The sequence below is a fragment of the Weizmannia sp. FSL W8-0401 genome, from assembly GCF_038009125.1.
In the GTDB taxonomy this organism is placed as follows: domain Bacteria; phylum Bacillota; class Bacilli; order Bacillales; family Bacillaceae_C; genus Weizmannia; species Weizmannia coagulans.
The window spans coordinates 1,842,593-1,867,517 of record NZ_JBBPAG010000001.1 but is presented as its reverse complement, the minus strand read 5'-3'; the positions used below and the strand labels follow the sequence as shown (position 1 = coordinate 1,867,517).

The 24,925-nt window shown below is 49.1% G+C and carries 26 protein-coding genes; 20 read left to right on the top strand and 6 right to left on the bottom strand.

Features of this window, described 5'->3' with window-relative positions; translation table 11 throughout:
- The first annotated feature begins 24 nt into the window (after positions 1–24).
- From NSU00_RS09100 to NSU00_RS09035, 14 genes are all read left to right on the top strand, one after another.
- Positions 25–2,121, top strand: coding sequence for an HD family phosphohydrolase (locus NSU00_RS09100; protein WP_340702715.1), 2,097 nt, complete (start codon positions 25–27; stop codon positions 2,119–2,121).
- Positions 2,122–2,158: 37 nt separating this feature from the next.
- A complete protein-coding gene (gene ybeY, locus NSU00_RS09095; RefSeq protein ID WP_013859686.1) occupies positions 2,159–2,629 on the top strand; it encodes an rRNA maturation RNase YbeY in 471 nt (156 codons plus the stop codon).
- Positions 2,613–3,008 carry a diacylglycerol kinase family protein gene (locus NSU00_RS09090; protein WP_340702714.1) on the top strand — a complete coding sequence of 132 codons (396 nt, stop codon included), beginning with the start codon at positions 2,613–2,615 and terminating at the stop codon, positions 3,006–3,008. Before ybeY ends, NSU00_RS09090 begins: the two co-directional genes overlap by 17 nt.
- Positions 3,009–3,377: 369 nt before the next feature.
- The gene (era, locus tag NSU00_RS09085; protein ID WP_013859684.1) at positions 3,378–4,286 is read left to right on the top strand and encodes a GTPase Era; all 909 of its coding nucleotides are present in this window, start codon (positions 3,378–3,380) and stop codon (positions 4,284–4,286) included.
- 117 nt (positions 4,287–4,403) lie between these two features.
- A complete protein-coding gene (locus NSU00_RS09080; protein ID WP_340702713.1) occupies positions 4,404–4,547 on the top strand; it encodes a YqzL family protein in 144 nt (47 codons plus the stop codon).
- A 39-nt stretch (positions 4,548–4,586) separates the two neighbouring features.
- Positions 4,587–5,354, top strand: a complete 768-nt coding sequence (gene recO / locus NSU00_RS09075; protein WP_340702712.1) for a DNA repair protein RecO — start codon at positions 4,587–4,589, stop codon at positions 5,352–5,354.
- Positions 5,355–5,595: 241 nt separating this feature from the next.
- Positions 5,596–6,237 (top strand): helix-turn-helix transcriptional regulator, encoded by a 642-nt coding sequence (locus NSU00_RS09070; protein ID WP_013859681.1) that lies wholly within the window; start codon positions 5,596–5,598, stop codon positions 6,235–6,237.
- 17 nt (positions 6,238–6,254) lie between these two features.
- A complete protein-coding gene (locus NSU00_RS09065) occupies positions 6,255–7,055 on the top strand; it encodes a pyruvate, water dikinase regulatory protein (RefSeq protein WP_041819155.1) in 801 nt (266 codons plus the stop codon).
- 463 nt (positions 7,056–7,518) lie between these two features.
- Positions 7,519–9,324: a DNA primase gene (gene dnaG / locus NSU00_RS09060; protein WP_340702711.1), complete on the top strand. Its 1,806-nt coding sequence runs from the start codon at positions 7,519–7,521 to the stop codon at positions 9,322–9,324.
- A 77-nt stretch (positions 9,325–9,401) separates the two neighbouring features.
- The gene (rpoD, locus tag NSU00_RS09055) at positions 9,402–10,535 is read left to right on the top strand and encodes an RNA polymerase sigma factor RpoD (RefSeq protein WP_019720565.1); all 1,134 of its coding nucleotides are present in this window, start codon (positions 9,402–9,404) and stop codon (positions 10,533–10,535) included.
- 148 nt (positions 10,536–10,683) lie between these two features.
- The gene (locus NSU00_RS09050; RefSeq protein WP_013859676.1) at positions 10,684–11,220 is read left to right on the top strand and encodes a hypothetical protein; all 537 of its coding nucleotides are present in this window, start codon (positions 10,684–10,686) and stop codon (positions 11,218–11,220) included.
- A 219-nt stretch (positions 11,221–11,439) separates the two neighbouring features.
- On the top strand, positions 11,440–11,811 hold the full coding sequence (cccA, locus tag NSU00_RS09045; protein WP_315958469.1) for a cytochrome c550: 372 nt from the start codon (positions 11,440–11,442) through the stop codon (positions 11,809–11,811).
- Between the two features lie 90 nt (positions 11,812–11,901).
- On the top strand, positions 11,902–12,600 hold the full coding sequence (locus tag NSU00_RS09040) for a tRNA (adenine(22)-N(1))-methyltransferase (protein ID WP_340702710.1): 699 nt from the start codon (positions 11,902–11,904) through the stop codon (positions 12,598–12,600).
- Complete coding sequence (locus NSU00_RS09035; protein ID WP_019720568.1) at positions 12,597–13,715, top strand: Nif3-like dinuclear metal center hexameric protein; 1,119 nt, start codon at positions 12,597–12,599, stop codon at positions 13,713–13,715. The genes NSU00_RS09040 and NSU00_RS09035 overlap by 4 nt, the downstream gene beginning before the upstream one ends.
- Before the next feature lie 283 nt (positions 13,716–13,998).
- On the opposite strand, the gene NSU00_RS09030 is transcribed toward NSU00_RS09035, so the two are convergent.
- Together NSU00_RS09030 and vrrA are read right to left on the bottom strand one after the other, a co-directional pair.
- Positions 13,999–14,964: a 4-hydroxy-3-methylbut-2-enyl diphosphate reductase gene (locus NSU00_RS09030; protein WP_029142051.1), complete on the bottom strand. Its 966-nt coding sequence runs from the start codon at positions 14,962–14,964 to the stop codon at positions 13,999–14,001.
- Positions 14,965–15,190: 226 nt separating this feature from the next.
- Positions 15,191–15,823: a VrrA/YqfQ family protein gene (vrrA, locus tag NSU00_RS09025; RefSeq protein ID WP_195850659.1), complete on the bottom strand. Its 633-nt coding sequence runs from the start codon at positions 15,821–15,823 to the stop codon at positions 15,191–15,193.
- Between the two features lie 211 nt (positions 15,824–16,034).
- Between vrrA and NSU00_RS09020 the strand changes: the two genes are divergently transcribed.
- The 3 genes from NSU00_RS09020 to NSU00_RS09010 all read left to right on the top strand — a co-directional run bounded on the left by NSU00_RS09020 (position 16,035) and on the right by NSU00_RS09010 (position 19,917).
- Complete coding sequence (locus tag NSU00_RS09020; RefSeq protein ID WP_013859669.1) at positions 16,035–17,345, top strand: DEAD/DEAH box helicase; 1,311 nt, start codon at positions 16,035–16,037, stop codon at positions 17,343–17,345.
- A gap of 15 nt (positions 17,346–17,360) precedes the next feature.
- On the top strand, positions 17,361–18,260 hold the full coding sequence (locus NSU00_RS09015; protein WP_195850658.1) for a deoxyribonuclease IV: 900 nt from the start codon (positions 17,361–17,363) through the stop codon (positions 18,258–18,260).
- A gap of 283 nt (positions 18,261–18,543) precedes the next feature.
- Positions 18,544–19,917, top strand: a complete 1,374-nt coding sequence (locus NSU00_RS09010) for a C40 family peptidase (protein WP_340702708.1) — start codon at positions 18,544–18,546, stop codon at positions 19,915–19,917.
- 41 nt (positions 19,918–19,958) lie between these two features.
- On the opposite strand, the gene NSU00_RS09005 is transcribed toward NSU00_RS09010, so the two are convergent.
- Positions 19,959–20,213 (bottom strand): DUF2624 domain-containing protein, encoded by a 255-nt coding sequence (locus tag NSU00_RS09005; protein ID WP_014098002.1) that lies wholly within the window; start codon positions 20,211–20,213, stop codon positions 19,959–19,961.
- Between the two features lie 194 nt (positions 20,214–20,407).
- Here NSU00_RS09005 and NSU00_RS09000 point away from each other — a divergent pair, with 194 nt between their 5' ends.
- Genes NSU00_RS09000 through NSU00_RS08990 form a run of 3 tightly spaced genes read left to right on the top strand, consistent with a single transcriptional unit; the run spans position 20,408 to position 22,472 of the window.
- Positions 20,408–21,166, top strand: a complete 759-nt coding sequence (locus NSU00_RS09000; protein WP_340702707.1) for a metal ABC transporter ATP-binding protein — start codon at positions 20,408–20,410, stop codon at positions 21,164–21,166.
- A 14-nt stretch (positions 21,167–21,180) separates the two neighbouring features.
- Positions 21,181–22,038: a metal ABC transporter permease gene (locus tag NSU00_RS08995; RefSeq protein ID WP_340702706.1), complete on the top strand. Its 858-nt coding sequence runs from the start codon at positions 21,181–21,183 to the stop codon at positions 22,036–22,038.
- Between the two features lie 2 nt (positions 22,039–22,040).
- Positions 22,041–22,472, top strand: a complete 432-nt coding sequence (locus tag NSU00_RS08990) for a Fur family transcriptional regulator (RefSeq protein ID WP_013859662.1) — start codon at positions 22,041–22,043, stop codon at positions 22,470–22,472.
- Positions 22,473–22,619: 147 nt separating this feature from the next.
- Here NSU00_RS08990 and NSU00_RS08985 read toward each other — a convergent pair whose 3' ends face one another.
- The 3 genes from NSU00_RS08985 to NSU00_RS08975 form a co-directional block, all read right to left on the bottom strand.
- A complete protein-coding gene (locus tag NSU00_RS08985) occupies positions 22,620–23,213 on the bottom strand; it encodes a 5' nucleotidase, NT5C type (protein ID WP_340702705.1) in 594 nt (197 codons plus the stop codon).
- Positions 23,214–23,336: 123 nt separating this feature from the next.
- The gene (gene ispG / locus NSU00_RS08980; protein ID WP_340703177.1) at positions 23,337–24,437 is read right to left on the bottom strand and encodes a flavodoxin-dependent (E)-4-hydroxy-3-methylbut-2-enyl-diphosphate synthase; all 1,101 of its coding nucleotides are present in this window, start codon (positions 24,435–24,437) and stop codon (positions 23,337–23,339) included.
- 107 nt (positions 24,438–24,544) lie between these two features.
- Entirely contained in the window at positions 24,545–24,877 is a 333-nt protein-coding gene (locus tag NSU00_RS08975) for a hypothetical protein (protein ID WP_029142057.1), read from the bottom strand.
- Positions 24,878–24,925: the final 48 nt, after the last annotated feature.

Genomic DNA, 24,925 nt, shown 5'->3' with positions numbered 1-24,925 from the left:
CCCGGGCAAATGGGCAGGTTGCGGATGATGTTAAGCTTTAAATGGTTTACATTCGTGATCCTGTTTTTACTGTCCCTTATTTTATTCGGCATTTTTTATCCGAACATTAGGCCCCAGACGTATGATATCAAACTGTTTTCAGTTGCGAACAATACGATCCGTTCTCCGAAAACGGTCATCGACGAAGAAAAAACAAAAGAAGAAAAACAGCTGGCGGCCGCTAGTGTTGCGAAAGTCTATACGTTTGACAGCGGCCTGGCACAAAACCGAGTTTCGCTAATGGATTCGATTTTTGATGTCGCAGAAGAAGTGAACGCGGAATATAAAAATAAAAAACATGACGGAAAAAACAGCAGCGGGCTGCAGGAAGAGAAGCTGGCAAAATTGAAGGAAATATTGTCTGAAAATGTGTCCGGCAATGTGACCGGCTCTATTTCCGACACAAGTTTTCGCGCGCTTTTGTCCGCTTCCCCGGATGAATTGAAAGCGGCAAGGCACATTGTCGAAACAAATGTCAATGAGGCGCTCAGCCAAAAAGTGACAGAAAACAATGCGGCAGAAGCCAAAAGCCGGGTGGCCTCGCAAATCGAAAAGTCAGGGTTGAAGACAAGCATCCGGAATGCTGCGTCCGAGCTTGGCCAATATGCGATCGTGCCCAATTATGTGTATGATGCAAAGCAGACGGAAAAAAGAAGGCAGCAGGCGATGGATAACGTTGAACCGGTGAAAATCCTGCAGGGGCAGGTCATCGTCCAGGAAGGGCATCTGATCGACCGGGAAACTTACCGCGAACTCCAGCTGCTCGGACTGTTAAAAAGCAGCGGATCGGTTAAGCCGTATATCGGATTGGCTTTATTTGCCGTTTTTGCATCCGGCGTTTTGTACCTCTATACGAGCCGGATGCGCGCAACGGAAGAAGAAAAGCAAAACCGGCTTGTCATGGCCGGCCTGATTCTTGTCATTGCCCTTGCGTTAATGAAGCTGGCAGGGATCTTGACCCATCTTGAGATTCCGGGCATCGAGTACGCCTATCCGGCTGCAATGGCGCCGCTGCTCGCCCGGATTTTGCTCAGGGACCGTTCCGCCTTTTTGCTTTCAGCCCTGCTTGCCGCTTGTGCGAGCATCGAATTTCACGGTGACATTGCAGATACATTTAACGCCGAGATGGTTGTATACGCGCTTATTACAGGGACAGGGGGCATTTTGCTTTTGCCGAAACGGCCGGAGCGCGCGCGTTTGTTTAAAACCGGGATTTTTGCAGCGCTATTGAATGTGCTTGCGGTAGGTGCCATCTATTTTTTGAATGCCGGCCAGATCGTAAAGATGGACTTTTTATATACCCTTTCATTTGCGTTTCTTTCCGGCATTTTGTCCGCCGTGCTTGTGATGGGGCTGCAGCCGTTTTTTGAAGCGGCGTTCGGCATTTTGTCGCCGATCCGCCTTGTGGAGCTGTCCAATCCGAACCACCCGCTTTTGAAGAAGATTTTGACGGAAGCACCGGGCACGTATCACCATAGCCTGATGGTTGCCAATCTTGCCGAAGCGGCTTGTGAAGCGATCGGGGCGAATGGCCTCCTTGCCAGGGTCGGCAGCTATTATCATGATATTGGGAAAACAAAACGGCCGCATTTTTTTATCGAAAATCAGCTGAATATCCCGAATCCGCATGACCGCCTTTCGCCTGAAACAAGCAGGGATATTATCATTGCCCATGCAAAAGACGGGGCAGAAACATTGAAAAAATATAAGCTGCCGAAAGCTTTTTCGGATATTGCCGAACAGCATCACGGCACGACTTTGCTGAAGTATTTTTACCATAAAGCAAAAGCGCAAAACCCGGATGTGAAAGAAGAAGCGTTCCGTTACCCGGGCCCGAAGCCGCAGACGAAAGAAGCGGCTGTCATCAACATTGCGGACAGCGTGGAAGCGGCTGCCCGGTCCATGAACCATCCGACGCCCGATGACATTCAAAATTTAGTCGGCAATATCGTGCAAGGGCGCATTATGGATGGGCAATTTAATGAATGTGACATTACCCTGAAAGAACTGGAGACCGTTAAACGCACGCTTTGCGAGACGCTTAATGGCATCTTTCATTCAAGGATCCAGTATCCGAAATAAGGGTATCCCGTAAAAATAACGAAAAAGGATGGCTGACATGACATTATCACTCGATATGATGGATGAAACAAATGAGCTGAAAGCGGAGCATCTCGAGCTTGTCCGGACATTGCTCGATTATGCAGCCCGGCAGGAAGGGGTGGAGGACGGCACCGAGTTGTCGGTAACTTTTACGGATAATGAAGGGATCCGCGAAATCAACCGCGATTACCGCGGCAAAGACCAGCCGACCGATGTCATTTCGTTCGCGCTTGAAGAAATGGGGGAAGGGGAGATCGAAATTACCGGTGCAGAAATGCCACGCGTGCTCGGGGATATTATCATTTCCGTGCCGCGGGCAAGGGAGCAGGCAGGAGAGTACGGGCATTCGTTTGAAAGGGAACTCGGCTTTTTGGCGGTTCACGGATTTCTTCACCTGCTCGGCTATGACCATATGACAAAAGAAGATGAAACGGAAATGTTCGGGCGCCAAAACGAGATCCTCGATCGCTATGGACTTAAACGATAAAAAAATCCCGAAATACCGCACCCCTTTCCGGCCGGCTGTGGAGGGGCTGTTTGCAACCATCCGGCAGGAACGGAATTTCCGTTTTCATCTTCTGGCGGCGTTATGCGCTTGTCTGCTCGGATTTTTCTTCTCCCTTTCCAAAACAGAGTGGATCGCCATTTTATTTTCCATTTTCGGCGTGATTGCAATGGAGCTGATGAACACAGCAATTGAGCGGGCGGTTGACCTTACCGTGGGGCATAAATACCACCCGCTTGCCAAGCTTGCGAAAGATGCAGCGGCGGCGGCGGTCCTGATGTGGGCCGTGCTTGCGGCCATTATCGGCTGCATCGTATTTCTTCCAAAATTAGGGCATGTATTCCAGGGAGCGGCTTTTTAATGCGGCTTCTTTTTTATGGCCCGCTTCTCCCCGCCTGAAAAAGCAGATGGCGGATCCGGCCGGGCTGCCGTACAGTTAGGGGAGTTAGGGGCGCCAACGGGATCTGCCGCAATTTGAAAGGCGCAGGCCGTTGCGCTAAAATAAAGGTAATCGCATTGCTTGAAAACGGCCATGGCATGCAAGTGACGCTAAAATCAGTGCAAACACGCCACGAGTCGACAAATTTTTCACGAACCTTTAAAATATTCAAAAGTAATGAAAAATACATTTTAACTTTCGGGCATATTTGTAGTAAAATATAGGTAAGGGGAAAAGATATGGAAACAATGGTAAAGCTGCTTTCGGGCGCTTATTCAACGGAGGATTTGCATGGAACAACCAACATATAAATCAGGCTTTATTTCTATCATTGGACGCCCGAATGTCGGGAAGTCCACTTTCATCAACCAGGTGGTCGGGCAAAAAATCGCCATCATGAGCGATAAGCCGCAGACCACAAGGAATAAGATACAGGGCGTTTACACAGCTGATGATGCACAGATGATTTTTATTGATACACCTGGCATCCATAAACCGAAGCATAAGCTTGGCGACTTCATGGTAAAATCAGCCACGGACACATTAAAAGAAGTGGACCTGATTTTATTTATGGTCAATGCGGAAGAAAAACGCGGCCGCGGCGACGAGTACATTATCGACCTGCTTAAACACGTGCGCACGCCTGTTTTTTTGGTCATCAACAAAATTGACCTCGTCCATCCGGATGATTTGCTTGCCTTTATTGAACAGTACAAAGATTTATACCCGTTCCGTGAAGTGGTCCCGATTTCCGCGCTCGGAGGAAATAACGTCGGCCGGCTGCTCGGTGCCATCAAGGAATATTTGCCGGAAGGGCCGCAGTATTATCCGGCGGACCAGGTGACGGACCATCCGGAACGGTTCATCATTTCGGAACTGATCCGCGAAAAAGCATTGCAGCTTACAAGAGAAGAAGTGCCGCATTCGATTGCAGTTGTCATTGAGAAAATGGAGCAGGCGGAGAACAAGGATGTCATCCGCGTGATGGCGACGATCGTTGTCGAACGGCCGTCCCAAAAGGGGATTATCATCGGCAGGCAGGGAAGTATGCTGAAAGAGATCGGCAAAAGAGCAAGGGCTGATATCGAAAATTTGCTCGGGTCGCAAGTTTATTTGGAATTATGGGTAAAAGTGCAGAAAGATTGGCGGAATAAAATCAGCCAGCTGCGCGATTTCGGTTTCCGGGAAGACGAATATTGATTTTGGCGCCCGCTTTTGGTTGTAAATTTTACCCCGAATGTTTGCGTGTCCCCTGGTGAAGCTATTAAAGACTTTTAATGAAATTTCATGACCTACAACATGAAAGGCGTGGTGAATATGTTAGAATTTACCTGGAAAGTCTTTGCGGATACCGGCAATATCGATACGTACCTGCTTTTTAAGGAACTGGAAAGGGACCGGCGCCAGGACCAGTATGAACGTGACGAAGATCCGGCAGATGTGGATTTTTCCATTACTTAAGGATATGCCGCACTGCCTGCCGGGCAAGAGGTGGAGAGGTTGTTTGAAAAATGTGAAGGGATCGTCATTAAAAATACCGACTACGGCGAATCCAATAAAATCCTGCATATTTACACGAGAGAATTTGGGAAGCTGGGCTTTATGGCGCGCGGAGCCAAAAAGCCGAACAGCCGGCTGGCTGCGGTTTCCCAGGTTTTTACATATGGGAATTTCCTTTTTCAGCCGTCGCGCGGCCTTGCCACCCTTCAGCAGGGAGAGGCCGTCTCACCGATGCGCCATATCCGCGAAGATATTTTTAAAACGGCGTATGCTGCCTATGTGGTGGAACTTTTAGGCCGGGCGGTTGAAGATAGAAAAAAGAATCCGTTTTTGTTCGAACTTTTGCTCCGGACACTCGAATATATTGATGAAGGCTATGACCCGGAAATTATCAGGGATATCTTTGAAATGAAGATGCTGAATGTGCTCGGCATGTACCCGGCGATGGACCGATGTGCGGTATGCGGAAACACGGAAGGGCCCTTTGCGTTTTCCATCCGGGAAAATGGCCTTCTTTGCCACCGCTGTTTTGCGCGCGACCCGTACCGGCTTCCGTTGCCACAGCCGGTTATCCGCCTGCTCCGGCTTTTTTATTTTCTGGACATCAACCGGCTCGGTAGCATTTCTGTCAAAGACTCGACAAAAAAAGAACTGAGAACGGCCATTTCCATGTATTATGATGAATATACCGGCCTGCAATTGAAAGCCGGCCGGTTTCTCAGCCAGATAGAGGCGCTTGAAAAAAAGCTTGGGCCGGACAATGCATAAGGTTTCCCCGTATAGAAGGGAAAAGGAGGGCTCTCCTTTCTGCCCAGGGCTGGATGATGCATCATGCACGGCCCGCGGTTTGGTTTCAAACTGTTTTTGCCTGGCCGTAAAATGCATGACCCGCTACCTGAGTATACGCAGCTGTCTTCCGAAATATCAATGGCATTTTGATGTATAATGATGGCAGATAAGGACAGATTCCTGTAAACGTGTTATACTATTGTCTTGCATGGTTGTGTGAATGAAGGCGGTGATTACGATCGAATTAACGAAAAGGCAGGAACAGATTCTCGAGATCGTCAAAACGAACGGGCCGATTACAGGCGAGCACATCGCCGAAAAGCTGAATTTAACGCGGGCAACGCTCCGGCCGGATCTTGCTATTTTGACAATGGCAGGTTATTTGGATGCACGCCCGCGCGTCGGCTATTTTTATACCGGAAAAACGAGCACGCAGCTTCTTACGGAAAATTTAAAACATATTTACGTAAAAGATTACCAGTCTCTGCCGGTCGTGGTTAACGAGAATATGTCCGTGTACGATGCCATCGTAACGGTTTTTCTTGAAGATGTCGGCACGCTTTATGTCGTCGACAATGCATCCCATCTGACCGGTGTTCTGTCGCGGAAAGATTTGTTGCGGGCAAGCCTTGGAAACAAAGACTTATCCGCATTGCCGGTGCATATCATTATGACAAGAATGCCGAATATTACCTGCTGCAAAAAAGATGATCTTCTGATTGATGTGGCAAAAAAACTGATTGAAAAACAAATTGACTCGGTGCCGGTTGTGAAAGAAACAGAAACCGGGCTTGAAGTGACCGGACGGATAACGAAAACGAATATCACGAAAGCATTCGTTGAGCTTGCAGACGGCGATTAAAAAGGAAGTGATCACTTTTGGCAAAACCCCATATTTACATTGTTTCAGACTCGGTCGGAGAGACGGCGGAGCTCGTCACAAAGGCGGCCATCAGCCAGTTTGAAAACCAGGACGCAGAATTAAAACGCTTCCCGTATGTGGAAGATACGATCCATATTGATGAAGTGGTTTCGCTTGCATCCATGAATTACGGCATGATCGTTTATACGCTTGTGAAGCCGGAAATGCGAAAATACATGAATGACCAAGCCGTAAAACACGGCCTTGCTGCTGTCGATTTAATGGGACCTCTCATGGACCGGCTGCTCGAATTGTATGAATCCAAACCGCTCTATGAACCGGGTCTCGTCAGAAAATTGGACGAAGCTTATTTTAAAAAGGTGGAAGCGATCGAATTTGCGGTGAAATATGATGACGGCCGGGATCCGCGCGGCATTGTCCGGGCGGATATTGTCCTGATCGGTGTTTCCCGTACATCCAAAACGCCGCTTTCACAATACCTGGCGCATCACCGCTATAAAGTTGCGAATGTGCCGATTGTGCCGGAAGTGGATCCGCCGGAAGAACTTTTTCGTATTCCTTCCAAAAAGTGTATCGGTTTAAAAATTGATCCCGACACATTAAATCATATCCGGAAAGAACGGCTGAAAACACTCGGGCTTGACGGTTCGGCAAGTTATGCGACCATTGAGCGCATCAAATACGAACTCGATTATTTTAATCAGATAGTGGAGCGGCTTGGCTGCAAAGTGATCGATGTTACCAATAAAGCGGTCGAAGAAACGGCAAATATTATTATGGATGAAATGAGAAAGTAAAAGCGGCCAAAGGCGCGGGGAGCGCGCGCCTTTTTCGCGGCATCGGCCGGATGAAAATAAACCATTTGAAACGGGGGAAGCAGGCTAAAACGGTCTTTGTTTCCGCCCGTTTTTTTTAGAATTTTCTTTTGAAAAAACGAGGCATATTTTTTTCTGCTTTTCAGTATTTATTTATAGTCAAAATGAAGCAAGTATACTATAATAAAAAATTGTGATAAAAATGTATGATACGGGTTTAGAGTAGGCTATTAAGGAATAAACTATTTATAGTAAATGTCAAGTCTGAATTTAAATAAATTTCGACAGGGCCAAAAAAATTATGGGAAGAAGCGCAAAACATGCAGGATTCTGTGGAGCGATGTAGAATATTTTAGGATGAAAAGAAAAACAGCAAACGAATAAGCATTGCCCGCATCCCGGATGAAATGCTGTTGAATAAAGGTGGAGCAGAAGGGATTGTTTGATGACAGGGATGATTCCGAATGAAAAAATTGATGAGATCCGCCGGTCTTCCGATATTGTGGAGGTCGTGAGCGATTATGTACAGCTCAAAAAGCAGGGACGCAATTACTTCGGCCTGTGCCCGTTCCACGGGGAGCATACGCCGTCATTTTCCGTATCCCCCGACAAGCAGATTTTTCACTGCTTTGGATGCGGCGCAGGCGGCAATGTGTTTACTTTTCTCATGGATATCGAAGGCATCTCTTTTCAGGAAGCGGCAGAAAAACTGGCACAAAAAGCGCATATCGAGCTTGGCGTCGTTTTACGGCGCGAAGAGCAGAAAAATATCGATCCAAAGCGCCGCCAGATGCTGGAAGCGCACGAACTGTTGCAAAAATTATACCATCATTTGCTTTTGCATACAAAAGAAGGGGAACCTGCGCTAAAATACCTGCGCGGGCGCGGGTTTACAAACGAAGCAATCGAAAAGTTCGGGATTGGATATGCGCTGCCTGCCTGGGATTTTGCCGCCAATATGCTGCAAAAGCGCGGTTTTCCCCTTTCCGTGCTGGAAGAAAGCGGGCTTGTCATCCGCAATGAAAAGGATGGCAAATATTTTGACCGTTTCAGGGACCGGATCATGTTTCCAATCATGGATGAAAAGGGAAACATGGTAGCATTTGCCGGAAGAGCTGTCCGGAAAGAGGAACACCCGAAATATTTGAACAGCCCTGAGACGCCGCTTTTTAACAAAAGCAAGCTGCTTTTTAACCTGAACCGGGCAAGAGGGCCGATCCGCAAAAAACAGCAGGCGGTCATTTTTGAAGGCTATGCAGACGTGATCTCCGCCGACCGGGCTGGCGTTGAAAACGGCATTGCCACAATGGGCACATCGATTACAGCGGAACACGTCCGGATGATAAAAAGGCTCACGGACGGCGTCGTCATTTGTTACGACTCGGACCAGGCCGGCTTCACTGCGGCTTTCCGTGCAGGAAAAATGCTCAGTGAAAACGGCTGTGAAGTGCGGGTTGCGCAAATGCCGGACGGACTGGACCCTGATGACTACATAAACCGGCATGGCGGAGAAAAATTCCGCAGAGATGTAATAGGGGCCAGCCTGACTTTTATGGCTTTTAAAATGCAATATTTCCGCATGAATAAAAATCTCCAAAATGAAGGAGAAAAGCTGGCGTATATAGAAGAAGTCATTCAGGAAATTGCCAAGCTGGAGAATCCGGTGGAGAAAGATCTTTACTTGCGCCAGCTGTCCGAAGAATTTTCGTTGTCTTTGGATGCCCTGAAAGAGCAGGAAAGGCAATACGGTTCCCGTGAAACCGGAAACCGGAAGAGAAGCCGGCCTGCAGGGAATCCGGCGCCTGTGCATGAAGAAGCCCGGATGCTGCCTGCCAATATGACCGCGGAGAGAAGGCTGCTTTGGCATATGCTGCGGGACGGGGAAGTTGCCTATAAAGTGAAAGATTTCCTTGGCGAAAACGGCTTTTACGGGGACGAACACCAGGCCATTTTTACTTACCTGCTTGGCTGGTACGAAGAAGGGAATCCGCCTGATACGAGCGCTTTCCTGTCTTATTTGCCAGATTCAAAATTGCAGAGGATTGCTGCCGAAATCGAAATGATGACGGTAGGCGGGGAGCTGACGGATGAGGAATTGGAAGATTATGTGCAGTATGTGCTGAAACACCAGAAATTGTTGCGCATTCAGGAAAAACTGAGGGCACAAAAAGATGCCGAACGGCAAAATGATTTCCAAAAAGCGCTGCAATTGGCGGGTGAAATCGTGGCACTGAGAAAGTCCATGACCTGAAATCTCTGCTTTTTATAAATGATCAAGCTGCTGTTGGATCATTGAGTGTGTTGAAATTGTCGGAAGGAGGGGAACATATGGCTGAAAAGTCAGCACGTTCCAAAGAAGTAGAAGAAAGTGAGTTTACAGTGGAAAAAGCAAAAGAGCAACTCGTTGAACGCGGGAAAAAGCGGGGGGTTCTCACTTATGATGCCATTTCCGAAAAACTCGGCCATTTTGATTTAACATCCGACCAGATGGATGAATTTTATGAATTGCTCGGCGAACAGGGCATCGATGTGACAGATGAGGCCGGCGACGAGGATGCACCTTCCCATCTCGAACTGGAAAAAGAGAATGACGAAGAGTTTGACCTGAATGATTTGAGTGTTCCCCCGGGTGTGAAAATCAATGATCCGGTACGCATGTATTTGAAAGAAATCGGGCGGGTCGACCTTCTTTCCGCAGACGAAGAAATCGAACTGGCCAAAAGAATCGAGCAGGGCGATGAAGAGGCAAAACGCCGGCTCGCTGAAGCCAACTTGCGCCTTGTTGTCAGCATTGCAAAACGGTATGTCGGCCGCGGCATGCAGTTTCTGGATTTGATCCAGGAAGGCAATATGGGCCTCATCAAGGCGGTTGAAAAATTCGATTACCGAAAAGGCTACAAATTCAGCACCTATGCCACATGGTGGATCCGCCAAGCCATCACGCGCGCGATTGCAGACCAGGCGCGGACGATCCGGATTCCGGTCCATATGGTAGAAACGATCAATAAACTCATCCGCGTGCAACGGTCACTGCTTCAGGATTTAGGCAGGGAACCAACACCGGAAGAAATTGCTGAAGAAATGGATATTTCTCCGGATAAAGTCAGGGAAATCATTAAAATCGCCCAGGAACCGGTTTCACTTGAAACGCCGATTGGCGAAGAAGATGATTCGCATCTTGGAGACTTTATTGAAGACCAGGATGCCACATCGCCTTCTGACCATGCCGCTTATGAGCTGCTGAAAGAACAGCTGGAAGATGTGCTTGATACATTGACCGACAGGGAAGAAAATGTGCTCCGCCTCCGGTTCGGGCTTGATGACGGGCGCACCCGGACCCTTGAAGAAGTCGGCAAAGTATTTGGCGTCACAAGGGAACGGATCCGGCAAATTGAAGCAAAGGCTTTGCGGAAACTCCGCCATCCGAGCAGGAGCAAACGCCTGAAAGATTTCCTTGAATAAGCCGGAAAAGAAACAGGCACGGCGCTTGTGCAGCTATTTTTACAGGCGCCTTGTTTTCAGTTTACTTCCTCGGGAAGTAAACTTTTTTCTTGTAAAAAAAGGATTTTCCACCCGCCTGTCGAATAGGTTACACAGGATGTGTTGAAAAATGGACGATAAGAGAAAACAAATCATTGTCAACGAAATTAAAATGTGGAAAGAGACCAAAATGATTCCACAAGAATACTGCGATTTTCTGCTCGCGATCTATACGGAGGGAACTGAAGGCAATACCCGCAAACAAAACGGCGCAGGGAAATCCGTTAAAAAACAAGCTGCGGTTTCTGCTTTCATTCTTGCACTCGTTGCAATCGCTGTATTTGTTATTTATTTTACTGAATTACATTTTATTTTGCAAACAGGGATTTTGACAGCTTTTGTCGGATGCTTACTTTTTCTGGGAATTCATTATGCTAATAAAGAAATTTTTTACTCGATTTTCTTTGTTGGCGCTGCGCTTATTTTGCTTCTTTTCAGTGTGTTTTTGAATGAAAAGTTATTTGGAAATCACCGCTATACTTTATATTTGCTGTTTTTTGCCAACTGCGGGCTCTGGCTTGCCGCCGGAAAGGCATACAAACTGCTGTATTTTACCCTGTCGGGGCTTCTCGGTCTTGCCATCTTGCTGGTCTCTATTGTAATATAATATATAATTTTCAGTTTTCCTGCTGCTTTTTTCCGCCTGCCATCAATTGTATCATTTTATTGAATTTTTTGCTGCTTTTATTATAATACAAGATGAAAGCGCATTCAAGGTGTTATTTTTGGGTGGGAAGGCTTTCTTTCGAAAGAATTTTCAGTTAAAATGAAAGAGATGGGTGCGGTAAATACGCTGGAGAAGCGGAAAAACAAGGGGGGGAACGCATTGAAAAGAAATCCTGTCATCCCATATGTGCTGATTATGGCATTCGGGCTTGCCCTTATCTTTTTTCTTTCCGTGAAAGGGATCGGGGATGCGAAGGAAGTGGCCAAAGAAAAGGAGCATCCAAAGCAAACCGAAACCGCTTCCTCGGAAAAGTTTGATCCGGAGAGCTTTGCCAAAAAGACTTGCGTGACCTGCCACGGGAACAATTTGCAAGGCGGGGCGGGGCCGAATCTTCACGGCATCGGCAAGAAATTGTCCAAAGATAAGATCAAAGAGGTGCTCAGGAACGGCACGAGCGGGGGCATGCCGGCCGGACTTGTCGAAGAGGACCATATTGATGAAATGGCGGACTGGGTATCAAAGCTAAAATAAGAGGCAGGTTCGCCGTACGGGGGGCATCCCCCTTTTTTTTATGGCAAAAAGTGGCTACAATAGAGGTATCACATGTAAAGTGGTGAAGAAATGAACAGCGGGAAACTTTCAAAAAGGCTTGAGTCGGTGGCGGCTTTTATTCCGGCCGGCACTGTATTGGCAGATATCGGGTCTGATCACGCTTATTTGCCCGTATTTTGCGTGAAGTGCGGCAGAGTAGCAGAGGCGGTTGCCGGGGAAGTGGCGGAAGGGCCGTACCATTCGGCGCAAAAACAAGTGGAAAAAGCAGGGCTGGCCGGAAAAATCAGCGTCCGGAAAGGAGACGGACTTGAAATCCTGGCTCCAGGGGAAGCGGGATGCATTACGATTGCCGGGATGGGCGGCGCGTTGATTGCCTCCATCCTTGATCGCGGAAAAGCAAAACTAAACGGCAAAGAAACGCTCATCCTGCAGCCGAATACCGGATCACACATTGTCCGCGGATGGCTGGCGGAAAACGGATGGGCCATTACAGGAGAAGACATTCTCGAGGAAGACGGGAAAATATATGAAATCATCGCGGCAGAATACGCGGGCACGCTTGTGGCGCTCGCGGAAGCGGAACGCCTGATGGGCCCGGTTTTAATCAAAAACCAAAATGAAGCTTTCCGGAAAAAATGGCGCAATGAAATCAAAAAATGGCAATCCGTGCTCAGCCATCTGGAGCAGGCAGGCGCAAGCCCGGAAATTGAAGAAAAAAAGCGCGTCTATCGCCATTTGATTGCTTTGGCAGAGGAGGTTTTAACATGAAGCATGCGAACGGGCATGATGTCATCCAGCTATTTGAGCAGTTTGCACCGAAAAAGTTTGCAATGGACGGGGATCCGGTCGGGCTCCAAATCGGGCGGTTAAACGGGCCGGTGAAAAATGTGCTGGTGGCACTTGATGTGCTGGAAGATGTGGTGGATGAAGCGATTGAAAAGGATGCCCAGCTCATTATCGCCCATCATCCTTCCGTTTACCGGCCGTTAAAAAACATGGCGACGGACACCCCCCAGGGCCGGCTGATTGAAAAATGCATCCGCCACGGAATTGCTGTATATGCCGCCCATACGAACCTTGATATTGCAGAAGGGGGCGTGAACGACTTGCTGGCGGAGGCGCTAGGGCTCCGTGATACGGAAGTATTATCGCCTCTTTTTGAAGACAAATTGAGGAAACTGGTTGTTTTTGTCCCGGTATCCCATGAAGAGGCTGTAAGAACGGCGCTTGGGAATGCCGGCGCGGGGGCGATCGGGAATTACAGCCATTGTTCTTTCTCCGCCCGCGGTACCGGCCGTTTTCTGCCGGGGAAAGGGACAAACCCGTTCCTCGGGGAAGCGGGCAAACTCGAGGCAGCAAGTGAAACAAGGGTTGAAACGATTTATCCCGCATCGATTGAAAAACAGGTGCTCGCCAGCATGTTTGAGGCGCACCCGTATGAAGAGGTTGCCTATGATATTTATCCGGTCGTAAATGAAGGCCGGAAGTTCGGGCTAGGCCGGATCGGCGAAATCGAACGGGAAATGGCACTGCGGGAATTTGCGGAACATGTAAAAAAAACGCTCGAAGTTCCGGCATTGCGCGTCGTCGGAAATTTGGACGAAAAAGTGAAAAAAGTGGCTGTTCTCGGCGGAGACGGCAACAAATATTTTGCTGAGGCAAAAAGGGCGGGGGCCGATGTGTTTGTCACCGGGGATTTTTATTACCATAACGCCCACGATGCACTGGCGCTCGGGCTGAATGTCGTAGACCCCGGGCATAACGTGGAGAAGGTGATGAAAAAAGGGGTTGCGGCCTATATGCGAAAAGCATGCAGGGAGCATCAGCTCGATGTCCGCTTTATTGCATCCGAAGTAAACACAGACCCGTTTCAGTTTCTTTAAGAAAACGCCGGGGCCGCTGAAAGCAGGGAAAAGGCGGCCTTTTTTAACCCGGGCCGCGTTATCCTTTAAAGATTGCGATGGCTCATTTTCATTCTTTTTGCCGGTGCCCCGTTGCATCCCGTATGGATGCCTTCCTGAAAATACGTGCCAACGGGTATTCATTTTCATTCCGGTGCTGCAGTCGTTCCAGCATGGATAGTTAAAGGCAAAAGGGCGGATGCCCACCGGACTCCGCCCTTTTGCCTTTATTACTTTTCCGGCCGGAAGCGTTCCAACCGGGTTTTTATGCTTTTTGGCCGGAAGAAGGGTGCGGCGCTTTGACTTTCGGCAAAATTTTGTTTAATGGTACGTTCCGCTTTCGTTCCCAGGTTGATTCGTCTTCCGGGTCGAATTTCTCAAGAAATGCAATGACTTCACGCACGATCGGCGTCGGCGTCGATGCCCCTGCCGTTACGGCAACTTTTTGTACACCTTCAAGCCATGCCAGCTCAATTTCTTCGACATCGGCAATCCGGTATGCTTTTGTGCCGGCGATTTCTTCCGATACTTGCGCGAGGCGGTTTGAATTGTTGCTGCGCGGGTCGCCGACTACAAGCAGCAAATCGGCCTCCCCGGCCTGCCTGGCAACGGCTTCCTGGCGAATTTGCGTGGCATGGCAGATTTCATTGTACGTTTCCGCATGCGGGTATTTCTTTTGGATGTGTTCCATCAAATCCGCCACGTCCCATTGGCTCATCGTCGTCTGGTTTGTTACAATAATTTTATCATTGCGGATATCGAGGGCTTCCACGTCTGCTTCCGTTTCGACGAGATGGACAATCGCGGGTGCGACACCGGCTGCCCCCTCGGGTTCCGGATGGCCTTTTTTTCCGATATAAATGACATCATAGCCTTCTTTTTCTTTTTCACGGATTAAATCATGGGTTTTCGCCACGTCCGGGCATGTGGCATCAATGGCCGTCAAGCCTTTTTTCCGGGCAAGTTCGCGCACTTCGGGGGAGACGCCGTGCGCGGTAAAAATAACGGTGCCTTTTTCCACCTTTTCGAGAATTTCTTTGCGGTTTTTGCCGTCGAGCGTAAGGATCCCGTCTTCTTTAAAGGCATCCGTCACATGCTGGTTGTGGACGATCATGCCAAGGATATAGATGGGACGCGGCAAAGTTTTATCCATTGCGGCGTTGCGGGCAATGACCATTGCGTCAACAACGCCGTAGCAGTAACCCCTGGGGGAAATTTTCAGCACTTCCATCGCGATCCTCCTAACAGGGTGCCGGAACGCCGGCATCCGGGCTGGGAAATGAGTCTATTACATTTGTATTATATCGGAATGCGGCAAAGAATACAAAACGGGTTTTTGCACAGCCGGCCGTGCCTGAAATAGGGCGCGCTTCCCCGGAAGGATGGAAACGCACGGGCCGGTGCCAGCTTTTAATAGAAAAAACCGTCTGCACGCGGGTACAAACGGTTTTGGCGCCTTAAATAAACAATTTCGGCACGGAAGCCCCTTTTTCCGGGCGTTTTTCGCCATTTGTGCTTTCTGCGGGTTGAGATGATGCGTTACGACCCGCCTGCCGGTTGCTTTTTTTCTCTTTTGCCGGTTCAGGTTTTTTCTCTTTGCTGCTTAATTCGCGGTTCTCCTGCCCCTCCTCTTCCGGGGCATTTTTCAGGCCGCGGTACAATTTCCACATCGCCGGCAGATTTTTGACGAGCGGGCCGACCTGCTGGATCTGCTGGATCATCGGGCCGACCTGTTGCGCGGTTTTCAGGACGTTTTGTGTATTGTTTAAAAACGAACTGATCGAAGAAGGATTTGTGATGGATTTGAAAAGTGATCCGCCTCCCCCGGCGGCACCCCGCTGGAAGGCGGCTGCCGGGTTGGCGGCTGCTGTTTGCCCGCCCCTTTGGAACAGTCTGGATAAAAACCCTCCGCCCCGTCCTGCAGTTGCGCCCGCTCGGCCCGGAAATCCCGGCATTTGCCCTCCGGCTCTGAATTGTCCGGGCATGCCCGGCCCGCCCAGGCGGTTCCCGGTAAACAGACTACGCTGCATTCCGCCGAACGGGGGCGGGTTTTGCCGGCCGAAAACCGGCGGCATATTTCTTGGCGGCATCCATTTGACCCCCTTTCTGTTTGGCTTTTGCGTTCAATATTACAATATGCAGGCCAAACGGAAACGTCTGGCATGCAAAAAAAGTTTCTTTCTGCCCGTAAACGGCACAAAAATTTCCATTTGCATACCGGGGCATGCGGAAATTGGCATTTTTCTCGGATGTTGATTATAATAACAAGACGTTCTGCTGCATGAGAGAAGGAGTGGAAACATGAACGGAACAAAATGGAAAGATTTCGGTTTTAAACCATTTATCGAAAAAGCGATCGAACATAAAGGCTTTGCCGAACCGACGGAAATACAGCGAAAAATGATCCCGCTTGTTTTGCGTGGGGAAAGTGCCATTGGACAGTCGCAGACGGGAACGGGGAAAACACATGCTTATGTGCTACCGCTCTTGCAAAAAACAGACCCGTCTCTTGCGGAAGTCCAGGCGGTGATTACGGCCCCGACGCGGGAACTGGCGGCACAGATTTACCATGAAATTCAGGAAGTATTAAAATGGGAAGAAACAGGCCGGATAACCGCCAAACTGTTTATCGGCGGAACGGACAAGCAGCGTGATATCAGCAAACTGAAAAAACAGCCGCAAATTGTAGTCGGCACGCCGGGCAGGGTGAATGATCTTGTGAAAGAGCAGGCGTTGTTTGTCCATACAGCAAAAACGTTTGTTGTAGATGAAGCGGATATTATGCTCGATATGGGCTTTATCGTGGATGTCGACCAAATTGCGGGGAGGATGCCTGAAAAACTGCAAATGCTCGTGTTTTCGGCAACCATTCCCGAAAAATTAAAGCCGTTTTTAAAAAAGTACATGGAAAATCCGAAATTCGAGCAGGTAGCGCCGCGGCAAATCGCAGCAGAAAAAATTGAACATATTCTGATCCCGAAACGCGCGCGGGAGAAAATTGACGTGTTGCATGATGCCCTCGAGGCGTTTAACCCGTACTTGGCGATTGTATTTGCAAACACAAAAGCGATGGTGGAAGAAATTGCCGCAGGGCTCTCGGCAAAAGGGATGAAAACGGCCCGCATCCACGGAGACCTCTCGCCGCGGGAACGGGCGAAAACGATGAAACAAATCAAAAACCTGGAATACCGGTATATCATTGCCACTGATCTGGCCGCGCGCGGGATTGATATCGAAGGGGTCAGCCATGTCGTAAACTACGAGCTGCCAAAAGATTTGACGTTTTACGTCCACCGCGCCGGCAGAACGGCCCGCGCCGATCTATCGGGCATATGCGCAACCATTTACGAACCTTCCGATGAGTTTGCCCTCACGCAGCTTGAGAAAATGGGGATTGCCTTCATCTACCGTGATGTGCGCCGCGGCGAATGGGTGGAACTGGGCGACCGGAACCGCCGCAAAAAGCGTGTGAAAAAAGCGGATAAAACGGAAACCGCGGCGAGAAAGGCAATCGGCAGGCCGAAAAAAGTGAAGCCGGGCTATAAAAAGAAAATGGAACGGCAGATCGAAATGCTGAAAAAACGGCAAAGGAAATTGCAAAAACGGAAATAAAAGGGGAGAAACACCATGCTTAAAATTGGTTCACATGTCTCGATGAGCGGCAAAAAAATGCTGCTTGCGTCAAGTGAAGAGGCGGTTTCATACGGCGCCAACACATTTATGATTTATACCGGCGCACCGCAAAATACAAGGCGGAAGAAAATTGAAGACTTGAACATTGAAGCAGGCCTTGCCCATATGAAAGAACATGGCATAGAGGAGATTGTCGTCCATGCGCCGTATATTATCAATATCGGCAACACAACAAATCCTGCGACATTTGAACTCGGTGTCCGTTTTTTGCAGTCGGAAATTGAGCGGACGGAGGCAATCGGGGCGAAGCAGATCGTTTTGCATCCGGGCGCCCATGTTGGAGCAGGGCCGGAAAAAGCGATCAAAAAAATCATTGAAGGGCTGAATGAGGTGCTCGTTCCGGGGCAAACCGCCCAGATTGCGCTTGAAACGATGGCCGGCAAAGGATCCGAATGCGGCAGGACGTTTGAGGAACTGGCGGAAATCATAGACGGCGTCAAATACAATGACAAGCTTTCCATTTGCTTTGACACTTGCCATACCCATGATGCCGGCTATGATGTGAAAAACCGGTTTGATGAAGTGCTGGATGAATTTGACCGGATCATCGGCATCGGTCGCCTGAAAGTACTGCATATCAATGACAGCAAAAATGAAGCCGGCTCGCACAAAGACCGGCATGAGAATATCGGGTTTGGCCATATCGGATTTGAAGCCCTTGACTATATCGTGCATCACCCGGCGCTTTCTGACATCCCGAAAATTTTGGAAACCCCTTATGTCGGCGAAGACAAAAAGAACCGCAAGCCGCCGTACAAATACGAAATCGCCATGCTTAGAAACAGGGAATTTGACGAAAATCTGCTGGCCAAAATTGTGGAACAGCCCGTTTGAATCCCGGCCGGGTTTTAAAGCCGCTGAAAAAGGCCAAATAAAAACATAAAAACGGCGGGACACCACCATTCATCGTGCCCCGCTGTTTTTTTGCATCTATACCGTTTCAAAGCTTTTGGTTTTGCCTGGATTTTTTAAAAATAAACCTCCATTTTCAAAATGAAATAAAACTGTAATCTATTTGCCAAAGAATGAATGCTATAATCAGAAATATCAATAGATTAATAGAACGGGAGCTTTACATAATGGGGAAAAGCCGGTACATAGCAATGGAGGCGTTAAGGTGAACAGGAAGTTTTTGTTGTTAACCGCTGCTGCATTTATCGCAGGCAGCGCTTTCGTCCCGCTTAGCAAAGCATCCGCAGAAACCGCTGCCAAAAGCATTCAAAACGAGGAGTCGGCCGTGCAGGAAAGCATTTCCGGCAAGCAAAACGAGATTGCGAAGATTGCAGAAAACGAGAAACAGCTTCAGTCGGATATGGATAAAATTTCGGCTAAGATCCGCCAGACCAATCAGAAAATCAGTGAAAAAACGCAGGAAGTGTCAAATGCGCAAGACGAAGTTGCATCGTTAAATGCAAAAATGAAAGAAACGCAAAAAAGAATAGAAGAACGCAACAACGTACTTGCCCGACGCGCGCGTGACATTCAGCAAAACGGCGGGCTGGACAGTTACCTGAATGTGCTGCTTGAATCCGACAGCCTGAGCGATTTTGTCAGCCGAGCAGCGGCGTTAACGACGTTTGTCCAAGCAGACCGCGCCATTTTAAAAGCGCAGGAAAAAGACAGCCAAACATTAAATGCAGCAAAAGCTGAAGTGGAAAAGAAGCTTCAGAAAGTACAGTCGGATTTATCCGAGCTGCAGGAGCTGAAAGAAGAAAACAAATACCGGTTTGCAGACCAGAAAAGCCTGAAAGCAGCGCTCAAGGAGCAAAAACAGGCTGCTGCAGCTGAGTTGGCCAGGCTGAAAGACAAAGAAGCTTCCTTAAACGCAGAGGAAAAAGCAGCGCTCGCTGAACTTGAAAGCAAGCAGGCCGCGGCCGCGCCATCTGATGCGGCAAAACCTTCCGCTCCTCAAGACCGGGCGCAAGAGGATTCCGCCTCTTCCGGCACGGGCGCCGGAAGAGGCCCGGATGGTTCAAACGGAAAAACCGCGGCACATACACAGAAGGAAAAGGCAAAGCCCGGATCCCGCGCAAAACATGTTGCGCGCGTATCTTCCTTTTCTGATTCCGGCCGCTCTTCAAATAACGGTTCCGGAACGGTTGAAAAAGCGATCAGCGCCGGTTCAGCTTTAATCGGGCACACTTCCTATAAAATGGGCGGCGGAAGAACGAAAAGCGACATTGCAAACGGGCTTTTTGACTGCTCCTCATTTGTTCATTGGGCCTACGCACAGGCAGGCGTGAACCTGGGTGACTCCGGTGCGAATACGGATACGCTTGCAGGGCTTGGGCAAGCGGTCAGTGCTTCGCATATGAAACGGGGAGACCTGGTCTTTTTCAATACTTATAAGTACAACGGCCATGTGGGCATTTACCTGGGCGGCGGCAAATTTCTCGATTGCAATAGTTCAGATGGCGTTTCCATCGACACCATGAGCAGCGGTTACTGGAAACAGTGCTTTAATGGCGTTGTCAGGCGCGTAGTGAAATAAGGAAGAACCGGCCGAAAAGCTTTTTCCGGCCGGTTCTTTTTCTATTTTGCCAATAAGACAAACACCCGGTTGATTTCTTTTGCGGTGAGCGGGCTTGTAATTTTTGCAATGTCTTTCAGTGCTTTGCTGCGGGCCTCGTCATCAAAGATGTCCAACTGTTTTCCCCGCACATAATCCGCGATTTTTTCCGCATCTTCGCGGCTGATTTTCACGTTAAACTGCCGCGCGTATTTAAAAAGTTCCGCGCCGGTAATGATATTCACCTTATAATTGACCATATTTTGAATCAGTTTCAATATCCATCACTCTCCCCGTTTCATGTATATGCGGGCCGGGAAGAAATGTTTCGGATGGGGCATTGCGCCGGAAGCAGAAAAGCGGCAAGAAGGCGGCAACCGCCGGCATTTCACCGCGAACCGCCACCCTTTACAATCTTCCGGAAAGCGGGTATAATGTTTAAATCGGAATGATTCTGATTGAGGAGTTGCGTATGGAAGAATACATTGTGGAAGTTTCAGGCCTCTCTTTCCGTTATGACCGGAAGAATGTGCTGGAACAGATCGATTTAAACATACCAAAGGGAGCGTTTCTCGGCATCATTGGCCCGAACGGTTCCGGAAAATCAACACTGTTAAAGCTCATGCTCGGGCTGTTAAAACCGCAGGAAGGGGAAATCCGCCTTTTCGGCACGCCGCTCAGCCGCTTTAAAGACTGGAGCCGGATCGGTTTTGTTTCGCAAAAAGCCAATGCATTTAATACCGGTTATCCTGCGACTGTTTTGGAAGTGGTCGAAAGCGGCCTGGTGAAAAAAACCGGCCTGTTCCGTTTCCTTGGCCCCAGCGCCAGAAAGGAAGCAATGGAAGCGATCCGCTCAGTCGGGATGGAGGCGTACGCCCATCAAAATATTGGCGAGCTAAGCGGCGGCCAGCAGCAGCGTGTGTTTATCGCGCGGGCCATTGTCAGCAAGCCGGAGATTTTAATGCTGGATGAGCCGACAGTCGGTGTGGACCAGCACCATGTCCGCTCTTTTTACGAAATGCTGGAGCGGCTGAACAGGGAATGGGGCATTACCCTGATTCTTGTCACACATGATATCGGCGCCGTTTCCGACGAGGTGACGCATGTTGCGTGCCTGAACCAGCATTTATACTTCCATGGCGACATCCACGCGTTTCAGCAACTGGATAAAGAAAAACGTTCATTCTGGTACGCCCGCGATGCCCGGTTGCTGGCACATGAATATGGGTGAGAAGGAGAAACCGAATGATTGCTGCACTTTTTCATTATCACTTTTTGCAAAATACATTTTTGGCCGGGATTTTAATCGGCCTTATTGCCCCTTTGATCGGCAGTTTTATTGTCGTGCGCCGTTTGTCGCTGATTGCGGACGCGCTCAGCCATGTCACATTGTCCGGGATTGCTGTCAGCCTGTTTTTAAGCAGCAAGCTTCCTGTTCTTGCCGGGCTGAACCCGCTTTATATCGGCACCGGCTTTTCCGTGCTCGGATCCGTGCTGATCGAGCGGCTGCGCGGGGTTTACCGGCATTATGAAGAACTTGCGATTCCGATTATCATGTCGGGCGGGATTGGCATCGGGCTGATCTTTATTTCTGTGGCCGGCGGGTATAATGTAGATTTGATGAATTACCTGTTCGGCAGCGTAAGCGCGGTAAGCCGGGCTGATCTTTGGCTCATTCTGGGGATTGCCGTCATTGTGGCGGCTATGATCCTTTTGCTGTACAAGGAACTTTTCCTGCTTTCTTTTGATGAGGAATATGCTAAAGTGTCCGGCATCCCTGCGAAAACGATCCACCTGCTGTTTATGGTGCTGATTGCGCTTGTAATTTCGGCCGCGATGCGGATCGTGGGGATTATGCTTGTATCTGCGCTGATTACGCTCCCGGTAGCGGCCAGCATCCGCATCAGCCGGGGATTTAAACAGACCATTTTGTTTTCCGTTCTTTTTGGCGAAATTTCCGTTTTGGGCGGGCTGGTCACGGCGTTTTATCTGAATTTGCCGCCCGGCGGTACAATTGTGATGATTTCCATCGCTATTTTGCTTTTGGCGGTTTATATGAAACGATTCCGGCCCGGTGCCGGTTTGAACAAAAAGAAGGTGTGAACATGCTTTTGGATGAGGCAATTGAAATCTTGAAGGAAAACGGCTATAAGCATACAGGAAAAAGAGAAAAAATGCTCGATTTGTTTTCGGAGAGCAATAAGTATTTGACGGCAAAAGACGTGCTCGAGTGGATGAAAGATGATTACCCGGGCCTCAGTTTTGACACGATTTACAGGAATTTATCGCTTTTTGCCGAACTTGGCATTCTGGAAGTGACAGAGCTGTCCGGTGAAAAGCATTTCCGTTTCAAATGCTCGACAAACCACCACCATCACCATTTTATTTGCTTGGCGTGCGGGAAGACGAAAGAAATCCCGGATTGCCCGATGCCGACGGTCAGCGGTTTGGAAGGGTATGCCATTTCCGGCCATAAGTTTGAAATTTACGGCACGTGCCCGGAATGCATGGCGGATGAAACGCGGCAAAATATTTAACAAACCCTGCTTCCGGCAGGGTTTGTTAAATACTTGGAAATTTTCACACATGCATTTTCAAGAAATAAGCCAAGCGGGCGGCGCACAGGTCACCCGCAAAAAGCGCACCCCCAATCCGGCCTGCCCCTTACAGAAAGAAGGAGCCCTTTAATCGTGTGCGGCGCGGCCGGATTGGGTGATCCAGCGCCTGACCCAGTCGTCCGCTTCTTTCCAGTTTTTCACCCGGTACACATTTTCCGGGACGGGATCCCGGTTGTACGGGGTGTCAAACAGAAGGACGGGGATGCCAAGGGTTTGTGCAATGGCAGCCGCATTGTCATGTTTGTCTTCCAAAAACAGATCAACGCTGTATTTTTTTGCGGTTTCCACTTTATGATGCGTGCCGATCAGCTCGATATGATGGTATTTCAGCTGTTGTTTTGTAAACCAGTTTTTGGTCACATCAAGCAGATGGGATGCGCGTGCACTGATAAAATACAGCTCAAACCGGTCTGCCCATTTGTTTAACACTTCTTTTGCCCCTTTTGCAACCGGGGATTTTGCATAGATCACAGGCTCCGAGCGGATAAACCAGTCGGCAAATGTCCCGGCAGGAATATCGACGACATCTGTGATCTCATACTTCGTTAAGTCTTCATATTTCAGGTCAATGTGAAAGGCATCGTTAATGAACGGAATAAGCGTTTCAGGATCTGTCACAGTCCCGTCAATGTCAATGCCGAAACGGTATTTTTTCACCATGGTGCGCCTCCTTTTCCGTTTTGAATGTGAAGCGATCGTGCCGCCTGTTGTCCGGGCCAGGCCTGGAAGATAAAAGTTGCCGCGCATGAAGAAACACCGGCTTGTTTTACGCCGGTGTTTCGGTCAGACGGGGTTCGCGTTTTGCGCGGCCTGTTTTTGGTAATACGCTTCGGCAAGCATGTCGATTTCTTTTTTCAATTCTTCTACCATTTTATCTTCCGGCACTTTCCGTATGATTTTCCCTTTGCGGAACAGGAGGCCTTCCCCGCGTGCACCGGCGATCCCAATATCCGCTTCTCTTGCTTCACCGGGGCCGTTGACGGCGCAGCCGAGGACGGAAACTTTAATCGGCGCTTTTATGGTCTGTAAATATTCTTCGACTTCGTTTGCAATGCTGATTAAATCGATCGCAATCCGGCCGCAAGTCGGGCATGAAACGAGCGTTGGGGCATTGGAGGAAAGCCCGAATATTTTCAGCAGCTCGCGCGCGACTTTCACTTCTTCCACCGGGTCGGCGCTTAAAGAAATGCGGAGCGTGTTGCCGATTCCCATATTTAAAAGCGCCCCAATCCCTGCGGCACTTTTGATGGTGCCGGAAAACAGCGTCCCGGATTCGGTAATGCCGAGATGGAGCGGGTAGTCAAATGTCCTTGCCGCTTTCTCATACGCTTCGATGGCAAGGCGGACGTCCGAGGCTTTCATGGAAACGATAATGTCGTGAAAATCCAGGTCTTCGAGAATCCGGATATGGTGCAGGGCGCTTTCGACCATACCGTCTGCTGTAGGGTATCCGTATTTTTGCAAAATTGGTTTTTCAAGGCTTCCTGCATTGACGCCGATCCGGATTGGGATGCCGCGCTCTTTTGCCGCTTTCACGACCGCTTCGACTTTTTCACGCTTGCCGATATTGCCCGGATTAATCCGGATTTTATCGACACCGCCTTCAATCGCGATTAACGCAAGCCGGTAATCAAAGTGGATATCCGCGACAAGCGGGATATGGATTCTTTTTTTTATGTCGGGAATAGCCCTTGCCGCCCGTTCATCCGGGACAGCAACGCGCACGATCTGGCAGCCTGCTTCTTCAAGCCGCTCAATCTGGCGGACGGTTGCATCGGCATCATGTGTTTTCGTCGTCGTCATACTTTGAATGAATAGTTCATTGCTGCCCCCGATCGTCAAGTTTCCGACCTTGACAGGGCGCGTTTTTGTACGGTGTATGATCTCACCCAAGGATATTCGCTCCTTTAATGATCTGTCAGTCCATAAACATTTTACCAACTTACATTTTAACAATTGACTGCCCCGATTGACAAGCCATTGTCCGCATTTTACCGGGATTCGCCGTAAATGGGAAATCGGTACGTTTGTCCGATCTGGATGTCTTCCGGTGCAATTCCGCCGTTCAGTTTGCTGAAATCACGGATCGCTTTTTCAATCGAAGGCGCCGGCCCGCCCGATATTTGTTTGATAATCGTAAGCACCGTGTCACCGGAATGGACTTTGGCTGTGACATACGGGCGGTGCGTTGTTTGCGGTTGTACGGCAACGGTTTTTCCGGCTGTTTCTTTTGCATTCGTCGGGATTGTGCCTGCGTGGAGATCGTAGTAGATGCAGTAAGAGATAAGGGCAGCGAAAAAGAGCACAGCGATTTTTTTCAACATGGACATTCCCTCCTTTATGAGTGCTACCAGTATATGCCGGTATGCTGC

What these genes read in the sequence shown, in the direction of transcription:
- NSU00_RS09100 (WP_340702715.1), top strand. Translation starts at nt 25, where the DNA reads ATGATGTTAAGCTTTAAATGGTTTACATTCGTGATCCTGTTTTTACTG.
- ybeY (WP_013859686.1), top strand. Translation starts at nt 2,159, where the DNA reads ATGACATTATCACTCGATATGATGGATGAAACAAATGAGCTGAAAGCG.
- NSU00_RS09090 (WP_340702714.1), top strand. Translation starts at nt 2,613, where the DNA reads ATGGACTTAAACGATAAAAAAATCCCGAAATACCGCACCCCTTTCCGG.
- era (WP_013859684.1), top strand. Translation starts at nt 3,378, where the DNA reads ATGGAACAACCAACATATAAATCAGGCTTTATTTCTATCATTGGACGC.
- NSU00_RS09080 (WP_340702713.1), top strand. Translation starts at nt 4,404, where the DNA reads ATGTTAGAATTTACCTGGAAAGTCTTTGCGGATACCGGCAATATCGAT.
- NSU00_RS09070 (WP_013859681.1), top strand. Translation starts at nt 5,596, where the DNA reads ATGAAGGCGGTGATTACGATCGAATTAACGAAAAGGCAGGAACAGATT.
- dnaG (WP_340702711.1), top strand. Translation starts at nt 7,519, where the DNA reads ATGACAGGGATGATTCCGAATGAAAAAATTGATGAGATCCGCCGGTCT.
- rpoD (WP_019720565.1), top strand. Translation starts at nt 9,402, where the DNA reads ATGGCTGAAAAGTCAGCACGTTCCAAAGAAGTAGAAGAAAGTGAGTTT.
- NSU00_RS09050 (WP_013859676.1), top strand. Translation starts at nt 10,684, where the DNA reads ATGGACGATAAGAGAAAACAAATCATTGTCAACGAAATTAAAATGTGG.
- NSU00_RS09040 (WP_340702710.1), top strand. Translation starts at nt 11,902, where the DNA reads ATGAACAGCGGGAAACTTTCAAAAAGGCTTGAGTCGGTGGCGGCTTTT.
- NSU00_RS09035 (WP_019720568.1), top strand. Translation starts at nt 12,597, where the DNA reads ATGAAGCATGCGAACGGGCATGATGTCATCCAGCTATTTGAGCAGTTT.
- NSU00_RS09030 (WP_029142051.1), bottom strand. Translation starts at nt 14,964, where the DNA reads ATGGAAGTGCTGAAAATTTCCCCCAGGGGTTACTGCTACGGCGTTGTT.
- vrrA (WP_195850659.1), bottom strand. Translation starts at nt 15,823, where the DNA reads ATGCCGCCAAGAAATATGCCGCCGGTTTTCGGCCGGCAAAACCCGCCC.
- NSU00_RS09020 (WP_013859669.1), top strand. Translation starts at nt 16,035, where the DNA reads ATGAACGGAACAAAATGGAAAGATTTCGGTTTTAAACCATTTATCGAA.
- NSU00_RS09015 (WP_195850658.1), top strand. Translation starts at nt 17,361, where the DNA reads ATGCTTAAAATTGGTTCACATGTCTCGATGAGCGGCAAAAAAATGCTG.
- NSU00_RS09000 (WP_340702707.1), top strand. Translation starts at nt 20,408, where the DNA reads ATGGAAGAATACATTGTGGAAGTTTCAGGCCTCTCTTTCCGTTATGAC.
- NSU00_RS08995 (WP_340702706.1), top strand. Translation starts at nt 21,181, where the DNA reads ATGATTGCTGCACTTTTTCATTATCACTTTTTGCAAAATACATTTTTG.
- NSU00_RS08990 (WP_013859662.1), top strand. Translation starts at nt 22,041, where the DNA reads ATGCTTTTGGATGAGGCAATTGAAATCTTGAAGGAAAACGGCTATAAG.
- NSU00_RS08985 (WP_340702705.1), bottom strand. Translation starts at nt 23,213, where the DNA reads ATGGTGAAAAAATACCGTTTCGGCATTGACATTGACGGGACTGTGACA.
- NSU00_RS08975 (WP_029142057.1), bottom strand. Translation starts at nt 24,877, where the DNA reads ATGTTGAAAAAAATCGCTGTGCTCTTTTTCGCTGCCCTTATCTCTTAC.